This is a genomic window from Ancylobacter sp., from assembly GCF_965249975.1.
Lineage (GTDB): Bacteria > Pseudomonadota > Alphaproteobacteria > Rhizobiales > Xanthobacteraceae > Ancylobacter.
The window spans coordinates 18567-36729 of sequence record NZ_CBDFNE010000009.1 but is presented as its reverse complement, the minus strand read 5'-3'; the positions used below and the strand labels follow the sequence as shown (position 1 = coordinate 36729).

Here is an 18163-nt window from a genome sequence, read left to right as displayed (position 1 = left end):
ATAGCAACGCGCATCGCCCGAGCCGACAGGAGAGCTCCGTGACCTTCTTCCACGCCTTGCGCGCAACGCTGCGCCCTGCTGCCCGACCGCTTGTCCCGGTGCTGTTCGCGCTCGCGCTGGCCGCGCCGGCGGCGGCCGAGAACGGAAGCGCTGCGATAAGCGATATCGAGATCGGCCCGCGTCCGTTCTATCTCGTCGGCGAAATGAAGGATGGGGCGCTGAAGGACCAGCTGGCGCAGTGCAAGGGCCCGTTCACGGCGAAGAATTTCTCCATCTCCCATCGCGGCGCTCCGCTGCAGTTTCCCGAGCACACGCGCGAAGGCTATCTCGCCGCCGCGCGCATGGGCGCCGGCGTGATCGAGTGCGATGTCGCCTTCACCAAGGACCGCGAATTGGTGTGCCGCCATTCCCAGTGCGACCTGCACACCACGACGGACATCCTGGCCCGGCCCGAACTCGCGGCGAAATGCTCGGAAGGCTTCCAGCCCGCCGACCCCGCCACCGGGCGCAAGGCCAGCGCCAAATGCTGTACCAGCGACCTGACGCTGGCCGAGTTCAAATCGCTGCGGCCGAAGATGGACGGCTTCAATCCGCGAGGCGTCACGCCCCAGGAATATATGGACGGCACGCCGAGCTGGCGCACCGATCTCTATGTGAACCGGGCGACGCTGGTGTCTCACAAGGAGTATATCGCGCTGGTGAAGTCGCTCGGCCTGAAGTTCACCCCAGAGCTGAAGACCCCGGAAGCCGCCATGCCCTTCGAGGGTGACTACACTCAGGAGCACTACGCCCAGCAGATGATCGATGAGTACAAGGCGGCCGGCGTCGACCCGCGCGATGTCTACGCGCAGTCGTTCCGCCTCGACGACGTGCTCTACTGGCTGAAGGCCGAGCCGGCCTTCGGCGCGCAGGCGGTCTATCTCGACGGGCGCGACGAGGAGAGCAAGGGTTTCGACAATATGAAGCCCGAGACCTGGCATCCCTCCATGCAGGAACTGGCGGACAAGGGCGTGAAGATCCTCGCCCCGCCGCTGTGGATGCTGGTGACCCATAAGGACGGCCGGATCGTGCCCTCCGTCTATGCCGAGGAAGCGAAGAAGGCCGGGCTCGGCCTCATCAGCTGGTCGCTGGAGCGTTCCGGCCCGCTCAATACCGGGGGTGGCTATTACTACCAGTCGGTCAAGCCGGTGATCGACCGCGATGGCGACATGCTGACGCTGCTCGACGTGCTGGCCCGCGACATCGGCGTGATCGGCGTGTTCTCCGACTGGCCGGCAACCACCACCTTCTATGCCAACTGCATGAAGCTCAACTGAGGGCGGGCCTCTCAGCTGACACCGAGGATCAGGAACCAGAGCGTTACGGTGAACAGGCTCACCGCCGTCGACAGCGAGACCGCGCTGGCGGAGGCGGCGACGCCGGTTCCGTAACGCTGGGCCAGCAGATAGGCGTTGATGCCGCAGGGCATGGCGGCGAACACGACCGCCACATCCGCCCAGACGGGCGGCATCGGCAGCACGCGGGTCAGCGCATAGACGATGGCTGGGTGCACACCGAGCTTGAGCACGGTGATGAGCACGGCCGGACCGACATCGCCCCGCACGGGATAGCGGTGGAGAGCGAGGCCGAGCGAGACCAGCGCGCAGGGTACGGCGGAGGCGGCGAGCAGATCGAGCGTCTGCTTCAGAACGCCGCCCGGCATATAGCCCGTGAGCTTGGCGATGCCGCCGGCATAGATGCCGAGCAGGATCGGGTTGAGCGCCAGCATGCGGCCAAGCTGGCGCATCGTCTTCAGCGACAGGCCGGCCGCCGCGCCTTCGGCCAGCACGGTGGCCAGTACCATCATGATCGGCAGATGGATGGCGATGAGCAGGAAGAGCGGCACCGCGCCCTCCGGCCCGAAAGCCTGGAGGATGAGCGGCACGCCGACGAATACGGTGTTCGCCTGCCCCGAGGTGAAGCCCTGGATCACCGATTCGAGGTGGCCCCGCCCGAACAGCCGACGTGCCGCCAGCATGCCGAGGGCAAAGACGGTGAAGGCGCCGGTGAAGTAGGCGATCCAGTAGCCCCAGGGCTGACCCTCCGCCGGAAGCTGCGCCTCGGCCAGGGTCTTGAAGATGAGAACCGGCACCGCCAGCCCGAACACATATTCGGACAGGCCCTCGGCGGCGCGCTCGCGCAGATGCCCGGAGACGGAAGCGATGAAGCCGAGCCCGATGAGGCCGAAGACCGGCGCCACGACAAGGGCGATGGCGCCGAGCTGGGCCAGCATCGCTTAGGCCGCGATCTCGCCGGAGGCGCTGGAGACGAGGTGGGAGGTGCGCACCGGCACCATCACATCAATGCGCGCCCACAGCCGCTCGGCGAGCTCCGGCCCGGCGACGAAGGCGATTTCCGCCCGCAGCGTGCCAAGGCGAGCAGGGTCGATCCGGCCATCTTCCGGACCGTCCAGCCGGATGCGGGTGGGCTGCACATCGTGGATGGCGAAAGGCTCCAGCAGGCGGAGCATGAGATTGGGATGAGCGTCCGCCTCGACGACGAGGCGGTGACGGCACAGAGCGGCAGGCATGGGTACGTCCGATGATGACGAGAATTCGGGAGGGCGTGCGTTCAGAAAACCCGGCCGAACCTGTCGGCCGGGCGGCGAATTCGCCGTCCCGCGCAAAACCGCGCTGTCTCGATCGAAGCGATCATCATGGCAGGGAAACTAGGCGCCGCGCGCGCCGCCGTCAATGGCGGGCGCCCTTCCCCGTCTGCGCTCAGGGCGTCGGGGCCGGCACCGCGCCCTCAAGGAGTTGATAGCCCACCGGATCGTCCGGGCACAGGCCGCCGCCGCATTCGAGCACAGTGGAGACGCCATTGCCCAGCGCCAGCAGGGCGATGAGCGCGAAGGCGAAAAGCCCCAGCCCACCGAGTTTGTAGAGGCGCGGGGCCGGCTCGAATTGCCGGTCGAACAGCAGCAGCAGCGCGCATCCGGCAATGATGACGATGAACAGCAGCAGCGCCCAGCTGTAGAAATGCAGGCCGAGAAACGGCGCGCCGAAGGTGCCGGTGCCGGGCACGATGTGCAGCAGCACCTGCCGGGCGGCGACCGCGCCGCCGGCCATGGCGGAGAGAATGGCGAGAGCATAATGGCTCGGGCGCGGGCCGAACTTCAGGTTCAGCGCCAGGCCCACGCCGACGCCGACAAAGCCGGCGCGCTGCAAAATGCAGAGCGGGCAGGGCAGTTCACCGCCGACGAACTGGTCGTAGAACGCGACCAGCAGCACCGCGCCGACGGCGATGAGGCCGAGCGCGTTGAGCAGTCGCGACAGGTCCGGGGTCAGTACGGGGGCTTTCTCGTGAGTCATAGCCGCGTCCTCACAGCACGATGTCGAGCGCGGAGGTGACGTGCAGCTTGAACAGCGTCAGCAGCACCACGATCGACACCAGCCCCGCCGCGAGTGCGAGAGCTCGCTGGCCGGTGGCAGCGAAGCCGAGGGCGACGCAGAACCCAAAAAAGGGAAGGCTCATCATCAGGCTGCACTCCTCGCGCTGGCGCGGCTACCATCGACACACAAGAGCAGGATTATACCGCAAAGTCATGACGCAGCGCGGCAGCCTGCTCCTAGACAAAGCTCTGCGGGTCGATGTCGATATCCACGCGCAAACTGCCGGTGGCGCGTGGCGCGCCCGCCATCCAGGCGCGGACATAGGCAGAGAGGTCGAAGCCGCGTTCACAGCGGGCGAGCAGCCGGTAGCGATGACGGCCGCGAATCAGCGCCAGCGGCGCTTCGGCGGGCCCCAGCACCCGCACCTTGTCGGTGAAGGGCGAACAGGCGGCGAGCGCGCGTGCATGGGCCTGCGCCGCATGCGCGTCCGTACCGGAGACGATCAACGCGCAGAAGCGGGCGAAGGGCGGAAGATGCGCCTCCTCGCGGATGGCGATCTCGCGGTCATAGAAGGCGTCGCGATCTCCGGCCACGAGTGCCTGCATGACGGGGTGCTCGGGCATATAGGTTTGCAGGAACGCCCGCCCTTCCAGCTCGTGGCGGCCGGCGCGGCCGGCGACCTGGTGCAGAAGCTGGAATGTACGCTCGGCCGCGCGGGGATCACCGTGCCCGAGGCCGACATCGGCATCGATGACGCCGACCATGGCGAGGCCGGGGAAGTTGTGCCCCTTGGCGACGAGCTGGGTGCCGATGATGATGTCGACCTCGCCGTCCTCGATCGCCTTCAATTCGGCACGCAGCCGCTCCACCCCGCCGGCGAGATCGCTGGAGAGCACCTGCAGCCGGGCTTCCGGGAACAGCTTGGCCGCTTCCTCATGCAGCCGCTCGACGCCCGGCCCGCAGGGAATGAGCGCATTAGGCTCGTGGCAGTGCGGGCATTCATTGGGCACCGGCATGGCATAGCCGCACTGGTGACACTCCAGCCGGCGGCGGAAGCGGTGCTCGACCAGCCAGGACGAGCAGGAGGGGCATTTGATGCGGTGGCCGCAGGCGCGGCACAAAGTGAGCGGGGCATAGCCACGCCGGTTGAGGAACAGCAGCGCCTGCCCGCCGGCCTCAATGGTGCTCTGCATCTCTCGGGCCAGGCGTGGCGCGATCCACTGGCCGCGTGGTGGCCCCTCGCGGCGCAGGTCGATCGGCTCGAGTCGGGGCACTTTTGTGCCGGCAAAGCGTTCCGGCAGGGCGAGCCTCGCATAGCGCCCGCGCCGTGCGTTCACCTCGGTCTCGATCGAGGGCGTGGCAGAGACGAGAGCGATGGTCGCCGCCTCCAGCCGCGCCCGCACCACGGCCATGTCGCGGGCATGGTAGTGGACGCCATCCTCCTGCTTGTAGGCGCTGTCGTGCTCTTCGTCGACCAGGATCAGGCCGACGTCGCGGAAGGGCAAAAACAGCGCCGAGCGGGCACCGGCCACGACGGAGACCTCGCCGGACGCCACGCCGCGAAACACCCGTCCGCGTCGCTTCGACGACACGGCCGAATGCCACTCGGCCGGGCGCACGCCGAAGCGGCGGGCGAAGCGGTCGAGAAAGGCCTGGGTGAGGGCGATTTCGGGCATCAGGATCAGCGTCTGCCGCCCTTGCCGGATCGCCTGCGCCACCGCCTCGAAATAAGTCTCGGTCTTGCCTGATCCGGTGACGCCGTCGATGAGGAAGGGCTGGAAACTCCCGGATTTGACCGAGTCCACAAGCCGCGCGGCGGCCTCGGCCTGGGCCGGCAGCAGATCCGGAGCGGCATGGTCCGGGTCCGGCGTCTCGGCCGCCGGCTCGGGCGGCAGGACGACGGTTTCGAGCACGCCGTCATCTATCAGGCCGTCCACCACGGAGGGCGAGACGCCGGCTTCTTTCGCTGCCTCGCTTTTCGCGCGCACGAAGCCATCCGCCAGTGCCGCCACCACCTTCTCGCGCGCCGCCGTGCGCCGGGCTGGGCGGTGATCGGTCAGGCGCACGCCGACGCGCTCGCGGCCGATGCCAGCGCTTTCATCATGGCGCAGGGCGAGGCGCAGCACCATGCCGGGCGGGGTGACGGTGTAGTCGGCGATCCATTGTATGAACGCGATCATCCGCGCGTTCAGCGGCTCCACCTCGCAGCGGCGCTGGATCGGCTTGAGCTTGGCGGGGTCGACTGGGGTGTCCTTTTCCGGGCTCGGCCAGACGCAGCCCAGCATGTTCCGCGTTCCGAGCGGCACCACCACGATATCGCCGGGCGCCACCTCCATCCCGTCCGGCACGCGGTAGGAATAGGCGGCGCCGAGTGCGAGCGGCAGCAGCACATCCACCACACGCACCGGCGCGGGGAAGAGGGAAGGGGAATCGGCGGCGTCGGGGCTCGGCATAGGGACTTCATAGCGCCATCCCAGCCGGAGGCGTAGCCGCAGTGTCGGAAGACATCCCGCAACGCCGCGAGTGAGTATCGGCGGTCGGCAGTTCGGGATGACGAATCTTAACCGCCGGCGGATAATAGGAACGCCTGTACGGAGGGCGGCATGGCAAGCACGGACGCACAGAAGGCGGCACGCGCCGAGCGCGCTCTGCTGGCGGGAGCGGCGCCGGATGTGGCGGAGGCGCTGACAGGCTGGCTTGGGCGCCTCGGCCATGAGCGTCGGCTCTCCCCCAAAACCCGCGAGGCCTATGCCCGCGATGTCGCGGCCTTTCTCGGCCTGCTGGCGCGACAGATCGGGCACGGCCCAACACTCGGCGACCTTGACGTCCTGGAGCCGCGCCACGTGCGCGCGGTGATCGCCGCTCGTCGTGCGGAGGGTATCGAGCCCCGCACGCAGATGCGCTTTCTCGCCGCTGCCCGGTCTTTTGCCCGACATCTGGAGCGCGAGGGGCTTGGCAAGGTCGGTGCGCTCACGGCCGTGCGAGGGCCGCGCGTGCCACGCACCCTGCCGCGCCCGCTCGCGCCGAGCGACGCGCGCGCGCTGGCCGACCCCGCCACGCGGGCGGGAGACGTGCGCGAACCCTGGATTCTCGCCCGCGACGCGGCGGTGCTCGCGCTGCTCTACGGCTCGGGTCTTCGTATCTCTGAAGCGCTGGGAATGATGCGCCGGGACATGCCGGAGCCGGGGCGCGGCGACCAGATCGTCGTCCACGGCAAGGGCGGCAAGACGCGTATGGTGCCGGTGCTGCGGCCGGTGATCGAGGCGGTCGACGCCTATGCTCGCGCGTGCCCGTATGAGCTTGAACCGACCGCGCCGCTGTTTCGCGGCGCCAAGGGCGGCCCGCTCTCGCCACGCATCGTGCAATTGGCAGTGGAGCGCATGCGCGGTGCCCTTGGCCTGCCCGACAGCGCCACGCCGCACGCGCTGCGCCATTCCTTCGCGACCCATCTGCTGGGGCGCGGCGGTGATCTGCGCTCGATCCAGGAACTTCTCGGCCACGCCTCGCTTTCCACGACGCAGATCTATGCTGCTGTCGATACCGAGACGCTGATGGCGGCATGGAAAGCGGCGCATCCGCGCGCCACCGCCAAATGAGGGGCCCATGACGCCAATCCAGCCAATGATCGAGCATATGTCGATCGGGGTCAGCGACTATGCGAGCTCGCTCGCCTTTTATGATGCGGTGCTGGCGCCGCTCGGCTTCGTCCGGGTGTCGTCGCATGAGGAAGCTGAGGGGGAATCCGCCTGCTGGGGGCCGGAAGGTGAACTGCCCTCGCCCGAGGGCACGCCCGGCGCCGCGCCGTTCTGGATCCAGCACCGCGCCGACGCCATTACCCCGCCGCCGGGCTTCCACCTCTGCTTCATAGCGCCCACCCGCCGCGCTGTAGAAGCGTTCCACGCTGCCGGGCTGGCTGCGGGTGGACGCGATGCTGGCGAGCCGGGCCTGCGGCCGCATTACGGCGAAGGCTATTTCGCCGCCTTCCTGTTCGATCCGGACGGATGGAAGATCGAGGCCGTGACCTACACGGATGCGTGAGCCGGCTCGTTAAATCACCGAGGGCGGTGTTTGGAAACCGGGGCGGGGCTTTTCACGCTGGGCAAGCTGGGGGACACTTCGGGCCATTGGACCCCGACAGCAGAGGAGACATTCCATGAAGCGTCTCGTGACCGCTCTGTGTGCGCTTGCCCTCACCACGGCCGCGACTGGTGCCGCTTTCGCCGATTGCCCGGCGCATGCGGCCAAGCCGGCGCAGACCGAGGTGAAGGGTTCCTAACCCACCCTCTTCTCCACCTGGACGAAAACGGCCCGGAAGGTGACTTCCGGGCCGATTTTTTTACGCTCTGAGTGGCGAGCCGCGCGCCTCACATGTGAATGGCGCGCTTTTCTACCGCCATGGCCGCTTCCTTCACCGCCTCGGACCGGGTGGGGTGGGCGTGGCAGGTGCGGGCGAGGTCTTCCGACGAGCCGCCGAACTCCATCAGCACGGCGCATTCATGGATCAGCTCGCCGGCTTCCGAGCCGATGATATGCGCGCCGAGCACGCGGTCGGTGGCGGCGTCGGCGAGGATCTTCACGAAGCCGTCCGTCTCGTCATTGGCCTTGGCGCGGCCATTGGCGAGGAAGGGGAACTTGCCGACGGTGTAGGCGATGCCGGCCTGCTTCAGCTCCTCCTCGGTCTTGCCGACGGAGGCGACCTCGGGGAAGGTGTACACCACCGCCGGGATCACGTCGTAATTCACATGGCCGGCCTGCCCGGCGAGCAGCTCCGCCAGCGCCACGCCCTCGTCTTCGGCCTTGTGCGCCAGCATTGGGCCGGCAATGGCGTCGCCAATGGCGAAGATGCCGGGGACATTGGTGCGGTAATAATGGTCGGTGACCACGCGCCCGCGGCCGTCCTTCTCGACGCCGAGCGCCTCCAGCCCCAAGCCTTCCGTATAGGGCACGCGGCCGATGGCGACGAGCACCACATCGGCCTCCAGAGTCTGCTCATCGCCGCCGGCGGCGGGCGCGATCGCGACCTTGAGCGTGTCCCCGGAGCTGTCGACGCCGGTGACCTTGGCGCCCAGCTTGAACGCCACGCCCTGCTTTTCCAGGATGCGCTGGAACGACTTGGCGACCTCATTGTCCATGCCGGGCAGGATGCGGTCGAGATATTCGACCACGGTGACCTGTGCGCCGAGGCGCCGCCACACACTGCCGAGCTCCAGCCCGATCACGCCGGCGCCGACGACGAGTAGCTTGCCCGGCACTTTCTCCAGCGCGATGGCTCCGGTGGAGGAGACGATGCGGGTCTCGTCGATGGCGATGCCGGGGAGCTTAGCCACATCCGAGCCGGTGGCGATGACGATGGCCTTGGTCTCCAGCGTCTGCTGCGAACCGTCCGCCATGGCAACCTCGACCTTGCCCGCCGCCGGAATGCTGGCCGTGCCGTGGAAGGTGTCGATCTTGTTCTTCTTCATCAGGAAGGCGACACCCTTGGTGTTGCCTTCCACCGCCTGGTCCTTGAAGCCGAGCAGCGCTTGGTGATCGAGCTCCGGCGTGCCGACTTTGATACCCATCTTGGCGAAATGGTGCCCGGCCTCCTCGAAGCGGTGCGAGGCGTGCAGCAGCGCCTTGGAGGGAATGCAGCCAATGTTCAGGCAGGTGCCGCCGAAGGTGGCGCGCTTCTCGACCACCGCGACCTTGAGCCCGAGCTGGGCGGCGCGGATGGCGCAGACATAGCCGCCGGGGCCTGTGCCGATGACGACAAGATCGTAGGACATATTGCTACCCGTTGAGGGGAGCGGCCGGACCGGGCCGGCCGCTCGGAAGGAGAAGGCGACGACCGATCACAGATCCAGCACGAGGCGGGTCGGGTCTTCGAGGGCTTCCTTGACGCGCACGAGGAAGGTCACCGCGCCCTTGCCGTCGACGATGCGGTGATCGTAGCTGAGCGCCAGATACATCATCGGCCGGGCGACGATCTGGCCCTTCACCACCACGGGGCGCTCTTCGATGCGGTGCATGCCGAGAATGCCCGACTGCGGCGCGTTGAGGATCGGCGTCGACATCAGCGAGCCGTAAATGCCGCCATTGGTGATGGTGAAGGTGCCGCCCTGCATGTCCTCGATGCCGAGCTTGCCGTCGCGTGCCTTGCGGCCGAGGCCGGCAATGGCCTTCTCGATGCCAGCCACGGAAAGCTGGTCGGCGTCGCGCACCACGGGAACTACAAGACCCTTGTCGGTGCCGACGGCGATGCCGATGTGGTAGTAATTCTTGTAAACGAGGTCGGTGCCGTCGATCTCGGCATTGACCTCGGGCACGTCCTTCAGCGCCTGGATCACCGCCTTGGTGAAGAAGCCCATGAAGCCCAGCTTCACGCCGTGCTTCTTCTCGAACACGTCCTTGTACTGGGCGCGCAGGTTCATCACCGCCGACATGTCGACATCGTTGAAGGTGGTGAGCATCGCCGCCGTGTCCTGCGCGTCCTTCAGACGGCGGGCGATGGTCTGGCGCAGCTTGGTCATCTTCACGCGCTCTTCGCGCGCGGCGTCGTCCGGCGCAGAGGGCGCGCGCGGGGCGGCGGGGGCGCGGGCGGCGGCGGGCGCCGGCGCGGCGGCCAGAGCCGCGAGCATGTCGCCCTTGGTCACGCGCGCATCCTTGCCGGTGCCGGCGAGCATGGCCGGGTTCAGCCCGCTTTCCGCCGCCAGCTTGGCGACGGCCGGGCCGTTGGTACCGGCCGTCGCGGCAGCCGGGGCCTGAGCTTCAGCCTTGGGCGCTTCCACCTTGGGCGCCTCGGCCTTGGGGGCTTCAGCCTTGACGGGCGCCGCGGCGGGCGCTGCCTTGGCCGCGCCCGAGCCCTCGCCGATGGAGCCGAGCAGCGCGCCGACACCGACGGTCTCGCCGTCCTTGGCGATGATCTCCGAGAGTACGCCGGCCGAGGGCGCAGGCACCTCGATCGTGACCTTGTCGGTCTCCAGCTCGACGATCGGCTCGTCGGCGGCGACGGTGTCGCCGGCCTTCTTGAACCACTTGCCGATCGTTGCCTCGGTGACCGATTCGCCCAACGTCGGAACGCGGATCTCGGTGGCCATGCTCGTTCTTCCTCACCGTTTGCCGGCTACGGGGCCGGCACTCCCTCGGGTCTTGCGAATGCGGGTCGTGGGTCGGTTCAGCCCAGAGCGTCCTGCAGGAACGCCTTGAGCTGTGCCAGATGCTTGGACATCAGCCCCGTCGCCGTGGCGGCGGAGGCTGGGCGGCCGGTGTAGCGCGGCCGCGACGAGGCAGAGCCGGCCTGTTCCAGCACCCATTCCAGATAAGGCTGCACAAAGGCCCAGGCGCCCTGGTTCTTCGGCTCCTCCTGGCACCAGACGATTTCGGCCTGCTTGAAGCGGCCGATCTCCTGCGCCAGCGTCTTGAGCGGGAAGGGGAAGAGTTGCTCGACGCGCAGCAGGTAGATGTCGTCGATCCCCCGGCGCTCGCGCTCCTCATAGAGGTCATAATAGACCTTGCCCGAGCACAGCACGACGCGGCGGATCTCGCTGTCGGCCTTCAGCTTCACCGCTTCCGCCGGCAGGGCGGCGGCGAAGTTGCGGTCGGCATCGTCCCACAGCACGCGGTGGAAGGTGGTCTGCGGACCCAGTTCAGCCAGGGTCGAGACGGCGCGCTTGTGGCGCAGTAGGCTCTTCGGCGTCATCAGGATCAGCGGCTTGCGGAAGTCGCGCTTGAGCTGCCGGCGCAGGGCGTGGAAATAATTCGCTGGCGTCGTCAGGTTGGCGACCTGCATGTTGTCCTCGGCGCACATCTGCAGATAGCGCTCCAGGCGGGCGGAGGAATGCTCCGGCCCCTGACCCTCATAGCCATGCGGCAGCAGGCAGACGAGGCCGGACATGCGCAGCCACTTGCGCTCGCCAGACGACAGGAACTGATCGAAGATCACCTGCGCGCCATTGGCGAAGTCGCCGAACTGGGCTTCCCACATGGTGAGAGCATTGGGCTCGGACAGCGAGTAGCCATATTCGAAGCCGAGCACCGCCTCTTCCGAGAGCATCGAGTTGATGACCTCGTAATGGGCCTGGCCCTCCCGCACATGGTTGAACGGGGTATGGCGCTCCTCGGTTTCCTGGTCGATCAGCACCGAATGGCGCTGCGAGAAGGTGCCGCGTTCGCAATCCTGGCCGGAGAGGCGCACCGGGTGCCCTTCGAGCTGGAGCGAGGTGAAGGCGAGCGCCTCCGCCGTCGACCAGTCGATGCCAGCGCCGTCGTCGAGGATCGCCTTGCGGCGGGCATCGAGGAAACGTTGGATGGTGCGGTGGACGTGGAAGCCCTCCGGCACCGTGGTGATCCGGTCGCCGATCATGCGCAGTTCGTCGAGGGCGACGCCGGTGACGCCGCGGCGCGGGTCGTCCTCGGCGGCAGCGGCCTTGAGGCCGGCCCAGCGGCCGTCGAGCCAGTCCGCCTTGTTCGGCTTATAGGCCTGGCCGGCTTCATACTCGATATCGAGCTTCGAGCGCCATTCCGCGCGCATGGCGTCGATCTCGCCCGGCGCGATGACGCCTTCGGCCTCCAGCTTGCGCGAATACAGCTCCAGCGTGGTCGGGTGCTGCTTGATGAGCTTGTACATCAGCGGCTGGGTGAAGGCCGGCTCGTCGCCCTCGTTGTGGCCGAAGCGGCGGTAGCAGAACATGTCCACGACCACCGGCTTGCGGAAGCGCTGGCGGAATTCGGTGGCGATCTTCGCGGCGAAGGTCACGGCTTCGGGATCGTCGCCATTCACATGGAAGATCGGCGCCTCGATGGTCTTCGCGACATCGGACGGGTAGGGCGAGGAGCGCGAGAACCGCGGATAGGTGGTGAAGCCGATCTGGTTGTTGATGATGAAGTGGATCGAGCCGCCGGTGCGGTGTCCCTTCAGTCCCGACAGGCCGAGGCATTCGGCCACCACGCCCTGACCGGCGAAGGCGGCGTCGCCATGCAGCAGCAGCGGCATCACCTGAGTGCGCTCGGCGTCGCGCAGCAGGTCCTGCTTGGCGCGCGCCTTGCCCAGCACCACGGGGTCGACGATTTCGAGATGCGACGGGTTGGCGGTGAGCGACAGGTGCACCTGATTGCCGTCGAACTCGCGGTCCGACGACGCACCAAGATGGTACTTGACGTCGCCCGAACCTTCGACCTCGTCCGGCGCCCAGGAGCCGCCCTTGAACTCGTGGAACAGCGCGCGGTGGGGCTTGCCCATCACCTGCGTCAGCACGTTGAGACGGCCGCGATGGGCCATGCCGAGCACGATCTCCTTCACGCCGAGATTGCCGCCGCGCTTGATGATCTGCTCCAGCGCCGGGATCAGGCTCTCGGCGCCGTCGAGGCCGAAGCGCTTGGTGCCGGTGTAGCGGACATCGAGGAACTTCTCGAAGCCCTCGGCCTCCACCAGCTTGTTGAGGATGGCGCGCTTGCCCTCGCGGGTGAAGGTGATTTCCTTGTCCGGGCCCTCGATGCGCTCCTGGATCCACGCCTTCTCCTCGGGGGAGGAGATGTGCATGAACTCGACGCCGAGCGTCGCGCAGTAGGTCCGCTGGAGAATGGCGACCATCTGGCGGACGGTGGCGAATTCCATGCCCAGCACGTGGTCGATGAAGATCGGCCGGTCGAGATCGGCCTCGCGGAAGCCGTAGGAGGCGGGGTCGAGCTCGGGCGCGGCGCGCACCGGCTCAAGACCCAGCGGATCAAGCTTGGCGTGAAGATGACCGCGCATGCGATAGGCGCGGATCATCATCAGCGCCTTGACGGAGTCGCGGGTGGCCTGCTGCACGTCGGCAGAGGACAGCTCGACACCGGCCTTCTGCGCCTTCTCGGCCGCCTTGGCTTCGACCTTGCGGCCGATCGCCTTCTCCACCTCGATCCACTGACCGTCCATCGCCGAGACGAGTTCGCCATTGGCGTGAATTGGCCAGCCCTCCTTCTTCCAGGAGGCGCCGCGGGCGCTCTTCTCGACATCGGCCGGAGCGTCCTTCAGCCCGGCGAAGAAGGCCTGCCATTCGGCATCCACCGAATTGGGGTCGGCTTCGAAGCGGGCATAGAGGTCCTCGATCCAGGCCGCATTGGCTCCGTAGAGGAAGGAGGTATTGAGGAAGGTCTCGTTCACGTCCGCGCGCGACATCGTCGGCTCCTGGGGGGACCGCGTCGGGTCCGTTGGCAGTACTTTCGTGCCGTAGATCGCCTGCGGGCGTTGCCCGGGGCTGACTGCGGCGCCCTGCGGGGCGGGGCGAAAGTCGTAGGCTCTATATAGCCCTCGTATTCACTTCGGGAATGCCGCAGGAATGCGGCACGGGAATGCGAAAACGCGGACCATCATTCACAAGCAATAACGGCACCGGCACTTGACGCGCCAGCGGCGGGGGCTTCCCGCCGCCTCGAAACGGCCAGATCGCCGTTCACGTCCTCGCGACGGGACTGTCCGTCCCGCCGCAGGCCGCTGGAAAAGTTCACGCGCCGAGGCCGGGCGCGATCTTCTGGCATTCGGCGACGAGTTCCTTCACCGAGGCGATCGACTTGTCGAGCATGGCGCGCTCGTGTGCGTCGAGTTCGATCTCCACGACCAGCTCCACGCCGTTGGCGCCGATGATGACCGGAACGCCGAGATAGAGGTCATCAATCCCGTACTGGCCGGTGAGATAGGCGGCGCAGGGCAGGAGACGCTTCTTGTCACGCAGATAGGAGGTCGCCATCTCGATCGCCGAGGCGGCGGGCGCATAGAAGGCCGAACCGGTCTTCAGCAGATTGACGATCTCGCCGCCGCCCTTGCGGGTGCGGTCGACGATGGCGTCCACCTTGTCCTGGCTGGTCCAGCCCATCTTGACGAGGTCCGGCAGCGGGATGCCGGCGACGCCGGAATAGCGGACCAGCGGCACCATGTCGTCGCCATGGCCGCCAAGCACGAAGGCGGTGACGTCTTCCACCGACACGTTGAACTCGTCGGCGAGGAAATAGCGGAAGCGGGCGGAATCGAGCACGCCGGCCATGCCAACCACCTTGTGGGTGGGAAGGCCAGAGGCCTTCTGCAGCGCCCACACCATGGCGTCGAGCGGGTTGGTGACGCAGATGACGAAGGCGTCCGGCGCGAATTTGGCGATGCCGGCGCCGACCTGCTGCATGACCTTGAGGTTGATGTCGAGAAGGTCGGAGCGGCTCATGCCCGGCTTGCGCGGCACGCCGGCGGTGACGATCACCACATCCGCGCCCTCGATCGCCTCATAGCCATTGGTGCCCACGAGCGTGGCGTCGAAGCCGAGGACCGGGGACGCTTCTGCGATGTCGAGGCTCTTGCCCTGCGGAATACCTTCCGCCACGTCGAACATGACGACGTCGCCGAGTTCCTTGAGGCCTGCAAGAAGGGCGAGAGTACCGCCGATCTGGCCGGCCCCGATCAGTGCAATCTTTGCTCGAGCCATGAGATTTCCTGACTTTCCGAGGGAAGGGTGCGGCGCTACGCCGCGCGGGTTCCGATAGACCTTATCGCCGTGGGGTTCAAGCGAGGATGGCCATCGGGGTAAATACGACGGGTTAAGACTTTCGGACCAAGTAGCTGGTATACGAAATACCTATCGAGGATGAGTCGGCAGAGGGTCTAATGTCGCCGGCTGGCGAGATCTTCCATGAGCTCAATCTGGATTGCCTGAATCTCCGCCAGCCGCTCCCATTGCCGGGTGAGCATGTGGTCGATCTTCTCGTGCAGATGGCGGATTTCCAGCTCGGCCTTCAGATTGATGCGGTAGTCGTTCTCCGAGCGTCGCCGGTCCTTCTCCTCCTGTCGTTTCTGGCTCATCATGATGACGGGCGCTTGAAGGGCAGCGACGCAGGACAGCACAAGGTTCAGGAGAATGAACGGGTAGGGATCGAACATCCCCATCAGCCCGGCGACGTTCAGCGCCATCCAGAAGCAGATGAACCCCAGGAACGCGATGATGAAGGTCCAACTGCCGCCGAAGGAGGCGATCGCGTCGGCCGCGCGCTCGCCGAAGGTGCGTCCGCTTTCGATCTCCTCCTCAATGTTCTCGGTCAGGATGTCGTTGGCGGCCAGGCTGGCGATGACATCGTGGTCCAACTGGCTTAGGTCGCCGCGCTCCGCCATCAGCGTGTCGGCGATATAGGCGGCGCGCTCCTTCGCCAGCGCCTTGCGGGAGATGTAGGCATCAGGGGCGATGTCGGGGTGCAGCGCACGAATGTGGTCGGCGAGGCCCGGCCGCAGCATGTCGAGGCGCAGGCCGTCGCGTGCGGAAATCACATTGCCGGTGAGGGCGCAGGTGTGGTGCGCCGTTTCGTGGGATGTCTTGGGTCGGCGGCTCATGGGCGAGCGTCCGGATCAGGGCAGGGGTGTGCGGCGTAACCCGCAGAGGTTCAGTGCCGTTGGCGTATCAGGTTTCGACCAGGCCGGTGGTGTTGCCGCTCGCCTGCGAGTCACCACGGCCGTGCGGCCGAGCAATGTAGTCCTCAGAGCGCATCTCGTGCAGGCGCGAAACCGTGCGTGCCCACTCAAAGGCTTCCGCCCCCTCGGTACCGAGATAGAGCTGTTCCGGCTCGGCCTCTGCGGAGGCGACGACCTTCACGCCTTTCTCGTAGAATTCGTCGATGAGTGTGATGAAGCGCTTGGCCTCGTTGCGCCGGTCCTGGTCGAGGCGCGGAATGTGGTCGATAACGATGGTGTGATAGGTGCGCGCGAGCCGCAGGTAATCGGACGCGCCGAGCGGGACGCCGCACAGGTTCTCGAATGAAAACCGCGCCGCGCCGCCGCCCGCCCGCGGGACGGTAAGCGTGCGTCCACCCGAGGCCAGGCTGGCGGGAGCGCCGCCGTCGACGCCCGCCACGCGGTGCCAGACCTTGTCCATCTCGCGGTCGACCTCCGCCATGGTCTCGTGTGCGGCCGGCACATACCAGGTGCGTACGCCGCCGAGCTTTTCCATGCGGTAGTCGGTGGGCGATTCGATGCGCACCACTTCCATGTGCTCTTCAATCATGGCGATGAAGGGAAGGAACAGCGCGCGGTTGAGGCCGCCTTCATAGAGGTCGTGCGGGGCGACATTGGAGGTGGCGACGATCACCACGCCAAGGTCGAACAGCTTCTCGAACAACCGGCCGAGGATCATCGCATCGGCAATGTCGGTGACGTGGAACTCGTCAAAGCAGAGCAGCCATGCTTCTTCGTAAAGCGCGGCGGCGACGATGGCGATGGGGTCGCCATCCTTGATGCGGCCCGCCTTCATGTCGGTGCGCACCTGAAAGATGCGTGCATGCACATCGGCCATGAATTCGTGAAAATGCGCGCGGCGCTTACGCTTGCGGACCGCGACGCTCTCATAGAACAGGTCGACGAGCATTGTCTTGCCGCGGCCGACCGCGCCGTGGATGTAGAGGCCGCGCACGCGGGGGATGCTGTCCTCGCGTCGCGCGAACAGCCAGCCGAGCGCTGAGGATTTGCGCGCGAGACGGCGCGAGGCGATGCGCTGCTCCAGCGCCGCGAGTGCGCCCACCACCCGTGCCTGGCCGGCATCTGGAGAGATGTCGCCGGCCGCCATGCGGGCGACATATCGCGCAGCGAGCACGGATCCACCCGCCTCCGCCGCCACCGTTTCCGCCATATCGGGCACCCCGCGATGTTGCGGCGCACGCTTAGCCTCCCGGGACCGTTGCGGCAAGGGTCCCGCTGCGGCAGTGTGAGGCGAGCCAGGTTTAAGCGCCGCTTCCCCGCCTCATGCGCATGGCTGATCTGCGGGAACCAGATGGCGCGTCACAGCATTAACATCATCGCGCCTTGACGCGGTCCCTCTCCCACCGTCACACTCGCGGCTATGTGAAGAGAGCGAGGCCGAGATGGCGCGAGCGATGGGCGATCATGGGATGGCGGCGGCCCTTTGCCTCGCTCTCACGGCATTGTGTGCGGCCACCCCGGCCAAGGCCGGTCCGATCGAGAGCAAGAGCGCGGCGTCCGCCAGCCTGCCATCTTCCGCTATCATCATCGACAAGGACGACCGCCTCTCACGTGACGACTATGCCCGCAGCTTAGGCCTGACGCCGGCCGCCATGGCCTCGCGCTTCGGCGCCACCGGTCTGGTGCGCTGCGGTTCGGCGGTGGGAACTGGCCAACTCGTCGGGGCCAATAATGTGCTGGTGACCGCGGCGCATGTCCTGTTCGCACCCGGCGGCGAACCGCGCGGGCGGGGCGGGGCCTGCACCTTCGAGATCAACACGGCCGGCGGGCGCCAGAAGATCGAGGTCGATGTCGACAAGGTGGTGTGCGGCGCGCGTCAGCCCTACACCCAGCCGGCGGTGAAAGACTGGGCGGTTGTGCCGCTCGCCGCGCCGGCCAAGGGCGTGAAGCCCTATATGCCGGCTACGATGCCGGTGCCGGGCGATATCGTGCTGGCGGCGGCGGCGCGCAGTGGCGGCGTCGAGAGTTATTCGCTGCAGAACTGTCAGGCGCGAAAGGTGACCGCGACCGCACCCGGTGGCCTGCGCGAAGTGGCCATCGACTGCGACGCCGAGGGCGGGGTGTCCGGTGCGGCGATCCTTTCGCCCGAGGGCGCTTTCCTAGGTGTCTATGTCGGCTTTCGCTCGGCCCATCCGGGCAAGGTCGGACCCTTCTCGATGAGCCACTATAATTTCGGCCTGTCGGTCGAAGGCGGCCTGCGCGAGGCAATCGTCGACGTTGCGACGCGGGCGCAGAACCTCAGCGCGAGCCGCTAGCGCTCTGATCTCATCCGGACCTTGGGGTGCGGGTGCTTACCGATGGTCTCGCTGTCGCTTGGGGTGTAGATTGATCG

At 67.0% G+C, this 18163-nt stretch carries 16 protein-coding genes; 5 read left to right on the top strand and 11 right to left on the bottom strand.

What is annotated here, in order from left to right:
• Positions 1-98 precede the first annotated feature (98 nt).
• Positions 99-1316: a glycerophosphodiester phosphodiesterase family protein gene (locus ACP2AH_RS09705; RefSeq protein ID WP_425105684.1), complete on the top strand. Its 1218-nt coding sequence runs from the start codon at positions 99-101 to the stop codon at positions 1314-1316.
• An 11-nt stretch (positions 1317-1327) separates the two neighbouring features.
• Here the strand turns inward: ACP2AH_RS09705 and ACP2AH_RS09700 are convergent, their stop codons facing one another.
• The 5 genes from ACP2AH_RS09700 to ACP2AH_RS09680 all read right to left on the bottom strand — a co-directional run bounded on the left by ACP2AH_RS09700 (position 1328) and on the right by ACP2AH_RS09680 (position 5824).
• On the bottom strand, positions 1328-2272 hold the full coding sequence (locus tag ACP2AH_RS09700) for an AEC family transporter (RefSeq protein ID WP_307021726.1): 945 nt from the start codon (positions 2270-2272) through the stop codon (positions 1328-1330).
• A gap of 3 nt (positions 2273-2275) precedes the next feature.
• Entirely contained in the window at positions 2276-2569 is a 294-nt protein-coding gene (locus ACP2AH_RS09695) for a hypothetical protein (RefSeq protein WP_425105612.1), read from the bottom strand.
• A 190-nt stretch (positions 2570-2759) separates the two neighbouring features.
• On the bottom strand, positions 2760-3350 hold the full coding sequence (locus ACP2AH_RS09690; protein ID WP_425105611.1) for a disulfide bond formation protein B: 591 nt from the start codon (positions 3348-3350) through the stop codon (positions 2760-2762).
• A gap of 10 nt (positions 3351-3360) precedes the next feature.
• The gene (locus ACP2AH_RS09685; RefSeq protein ID WP_425105610.1) at positions 3361-3513 is read right to left on the bottom strand and encodes a DUF5993 family protein; all 153 of its coding nucleotides are present in this window, start codon (positions 3511-3513) and stop codon (positions 3361-3363) included.
• A 94-nt stretch (positions 3514-3607) separates the two neighbouring features.
• Positions 3608-5824 carry a primosomal protein N' gene (locus ACP2AH_RS09680; RefSeq protein ID WP_425105609.1) on the bottom strand — a complete coding sequence of 739 codons (2217 nt, stop codon included), beginning with the start codon at positions 5822-5824 and terminating at the stop codon, positions 3608-3610.
• Between the two features lie 150 nt (positions 5825-5974).
• On the opposite strand from ACP2AH_RS09680, the gene ACP2AH_RS09675 reads away from it, so the two are divergent.
• From ACP2AH_RS09675 to ACP2AH_RS09665, 3 genes are all read left to right on the top strand, one after another.
• On the top strand, positions 5975-6967 hold the full coding sequence (locus ACP2AH_RS09675; RefSeq protein ID WP_425105608.1) for a tyrosine recombinase XerC: 993 nt from the start codon (positions 5975-5977) through the stop codon (positions 6965-6967).
• 7 nt (positions 6968-6974) lie between these two features.
• Entirely contained in the window at positions 6975-7409 is a 435-nt protein-coding gene (locus ACP2AH_RS09670; protein ID WP_425105607.1) for a VOC family protein, read from the top strand.
• Between the two features lie 115 nt (positions 7410-7524).
• Positions 7525-7647, top strand: a complete 123-nt coding sequence (locus tag ACP2AH_RS09665; protein ID WP_279613799.1) for a hypothetical protein — start codon at positions 7525-7527, stop codon at positions 7645-7647.
• An 88-nt stretch (positions 7648-7735) separates the two neighbouring features.
• Here the strand turns inward: ACP2AH_RS09665 and lpdA are convergent, their stop codons facing one another.
• The 6 genes from lpdA to zapE form a co-directional block, all read right to left on the bottom strand.
• Positions 7736-9136 carry a dihydrolipoyl dehydrogenase gene (gene lpdA / locus ACP2AH_RS09660; protein WP_425105606.1) on the bottom strand — a complete coding sequence of 467 codons (1401 nt, stop codon included), beginning with the start codon at positions 9134-9136 and terminating at the stop codon, positions 7736-7738.
• 66 nt (positions 9137-9202) lie between these two features.
• Positions 9203-10447, bottom strand: coding sequence for a 2-oxoglutarate dehydrogenase complex dihydrolipoyllysine-residue succinyltransferase (odhB, locus tag ACP2AH_RS09655; RefSeq protein ID WP_425105605.1), 1245 nt, complete (start codon positions 10445-10447; stop codon positions 9203-9205).
• Positions 10448-10524: 77 nt separating this feature from the next.
• Positions 10525-13506 carry a 2-oxoglutarate dehydrogenase E1 component gene (locus ACP2AH_RS09650; protein WP_425105604.1) on the bottom strand — a complete coding sequence of 994 codons (2982 nt, stop codon included), beginning with the start codon at positions 13504-13506 and terminating at the stop codon, positions 10525-10527.
• 325 nt (positions 13507-13831) lie between these two features.
• Positions 13832-14797: a malate dehydrogenase gene (gene mdh, locus ACP2AH_RS09645; protein WP_425105603.1), complete on the bottom strand. Its 966-nt coding sequence runs from the start codon at positions 14795-14797 to the stop codon at positions 13832-13834.
• A 176-nt stretch (positions 14798-14973) separates the two neighbouring features.
• Positions 14974-15693 (bottom strand): DUF1003 domain-containing protein, encoded by a 720-nt coding sequence (locus ACP2AH_RS09640; RefSeq protein ID WP_425105602.1) that lies wholly within the window; start codon positions 15691-15693, stop codon positions 14974-14976.
• A 67-nt stretch (positions 15694-15760) separates the two neighbouring features.
• Complete coding sequence (gene zapE, locus ACP2AH_RS09635; RefSeq protein WP_425105601.1) at positions 15761-16981, bottom strand: cell division protein ZapE; 1221 nt, start codon at positions 16979-16981, stop codon at positions 15761-15763.
• Between the two features lie 259 nt (positions 16982-17240).
• Here zapE and ACP2AH_RS09630 point away from each other — a divergent pair, with 259 nt between their 5' ends.
• Positions 17241-18086, top strand: a complete 846-nt coding sequence (locus tag ACP2AH_RS09630; protein ID WP_425105600.1) for a trypsin-like peptidase domain-containing protein — start codon at positions 17241-17243, stop codon at positions 18084-18086.
• Positions 18087-18163: the final 77 nt, after the last annotated feature.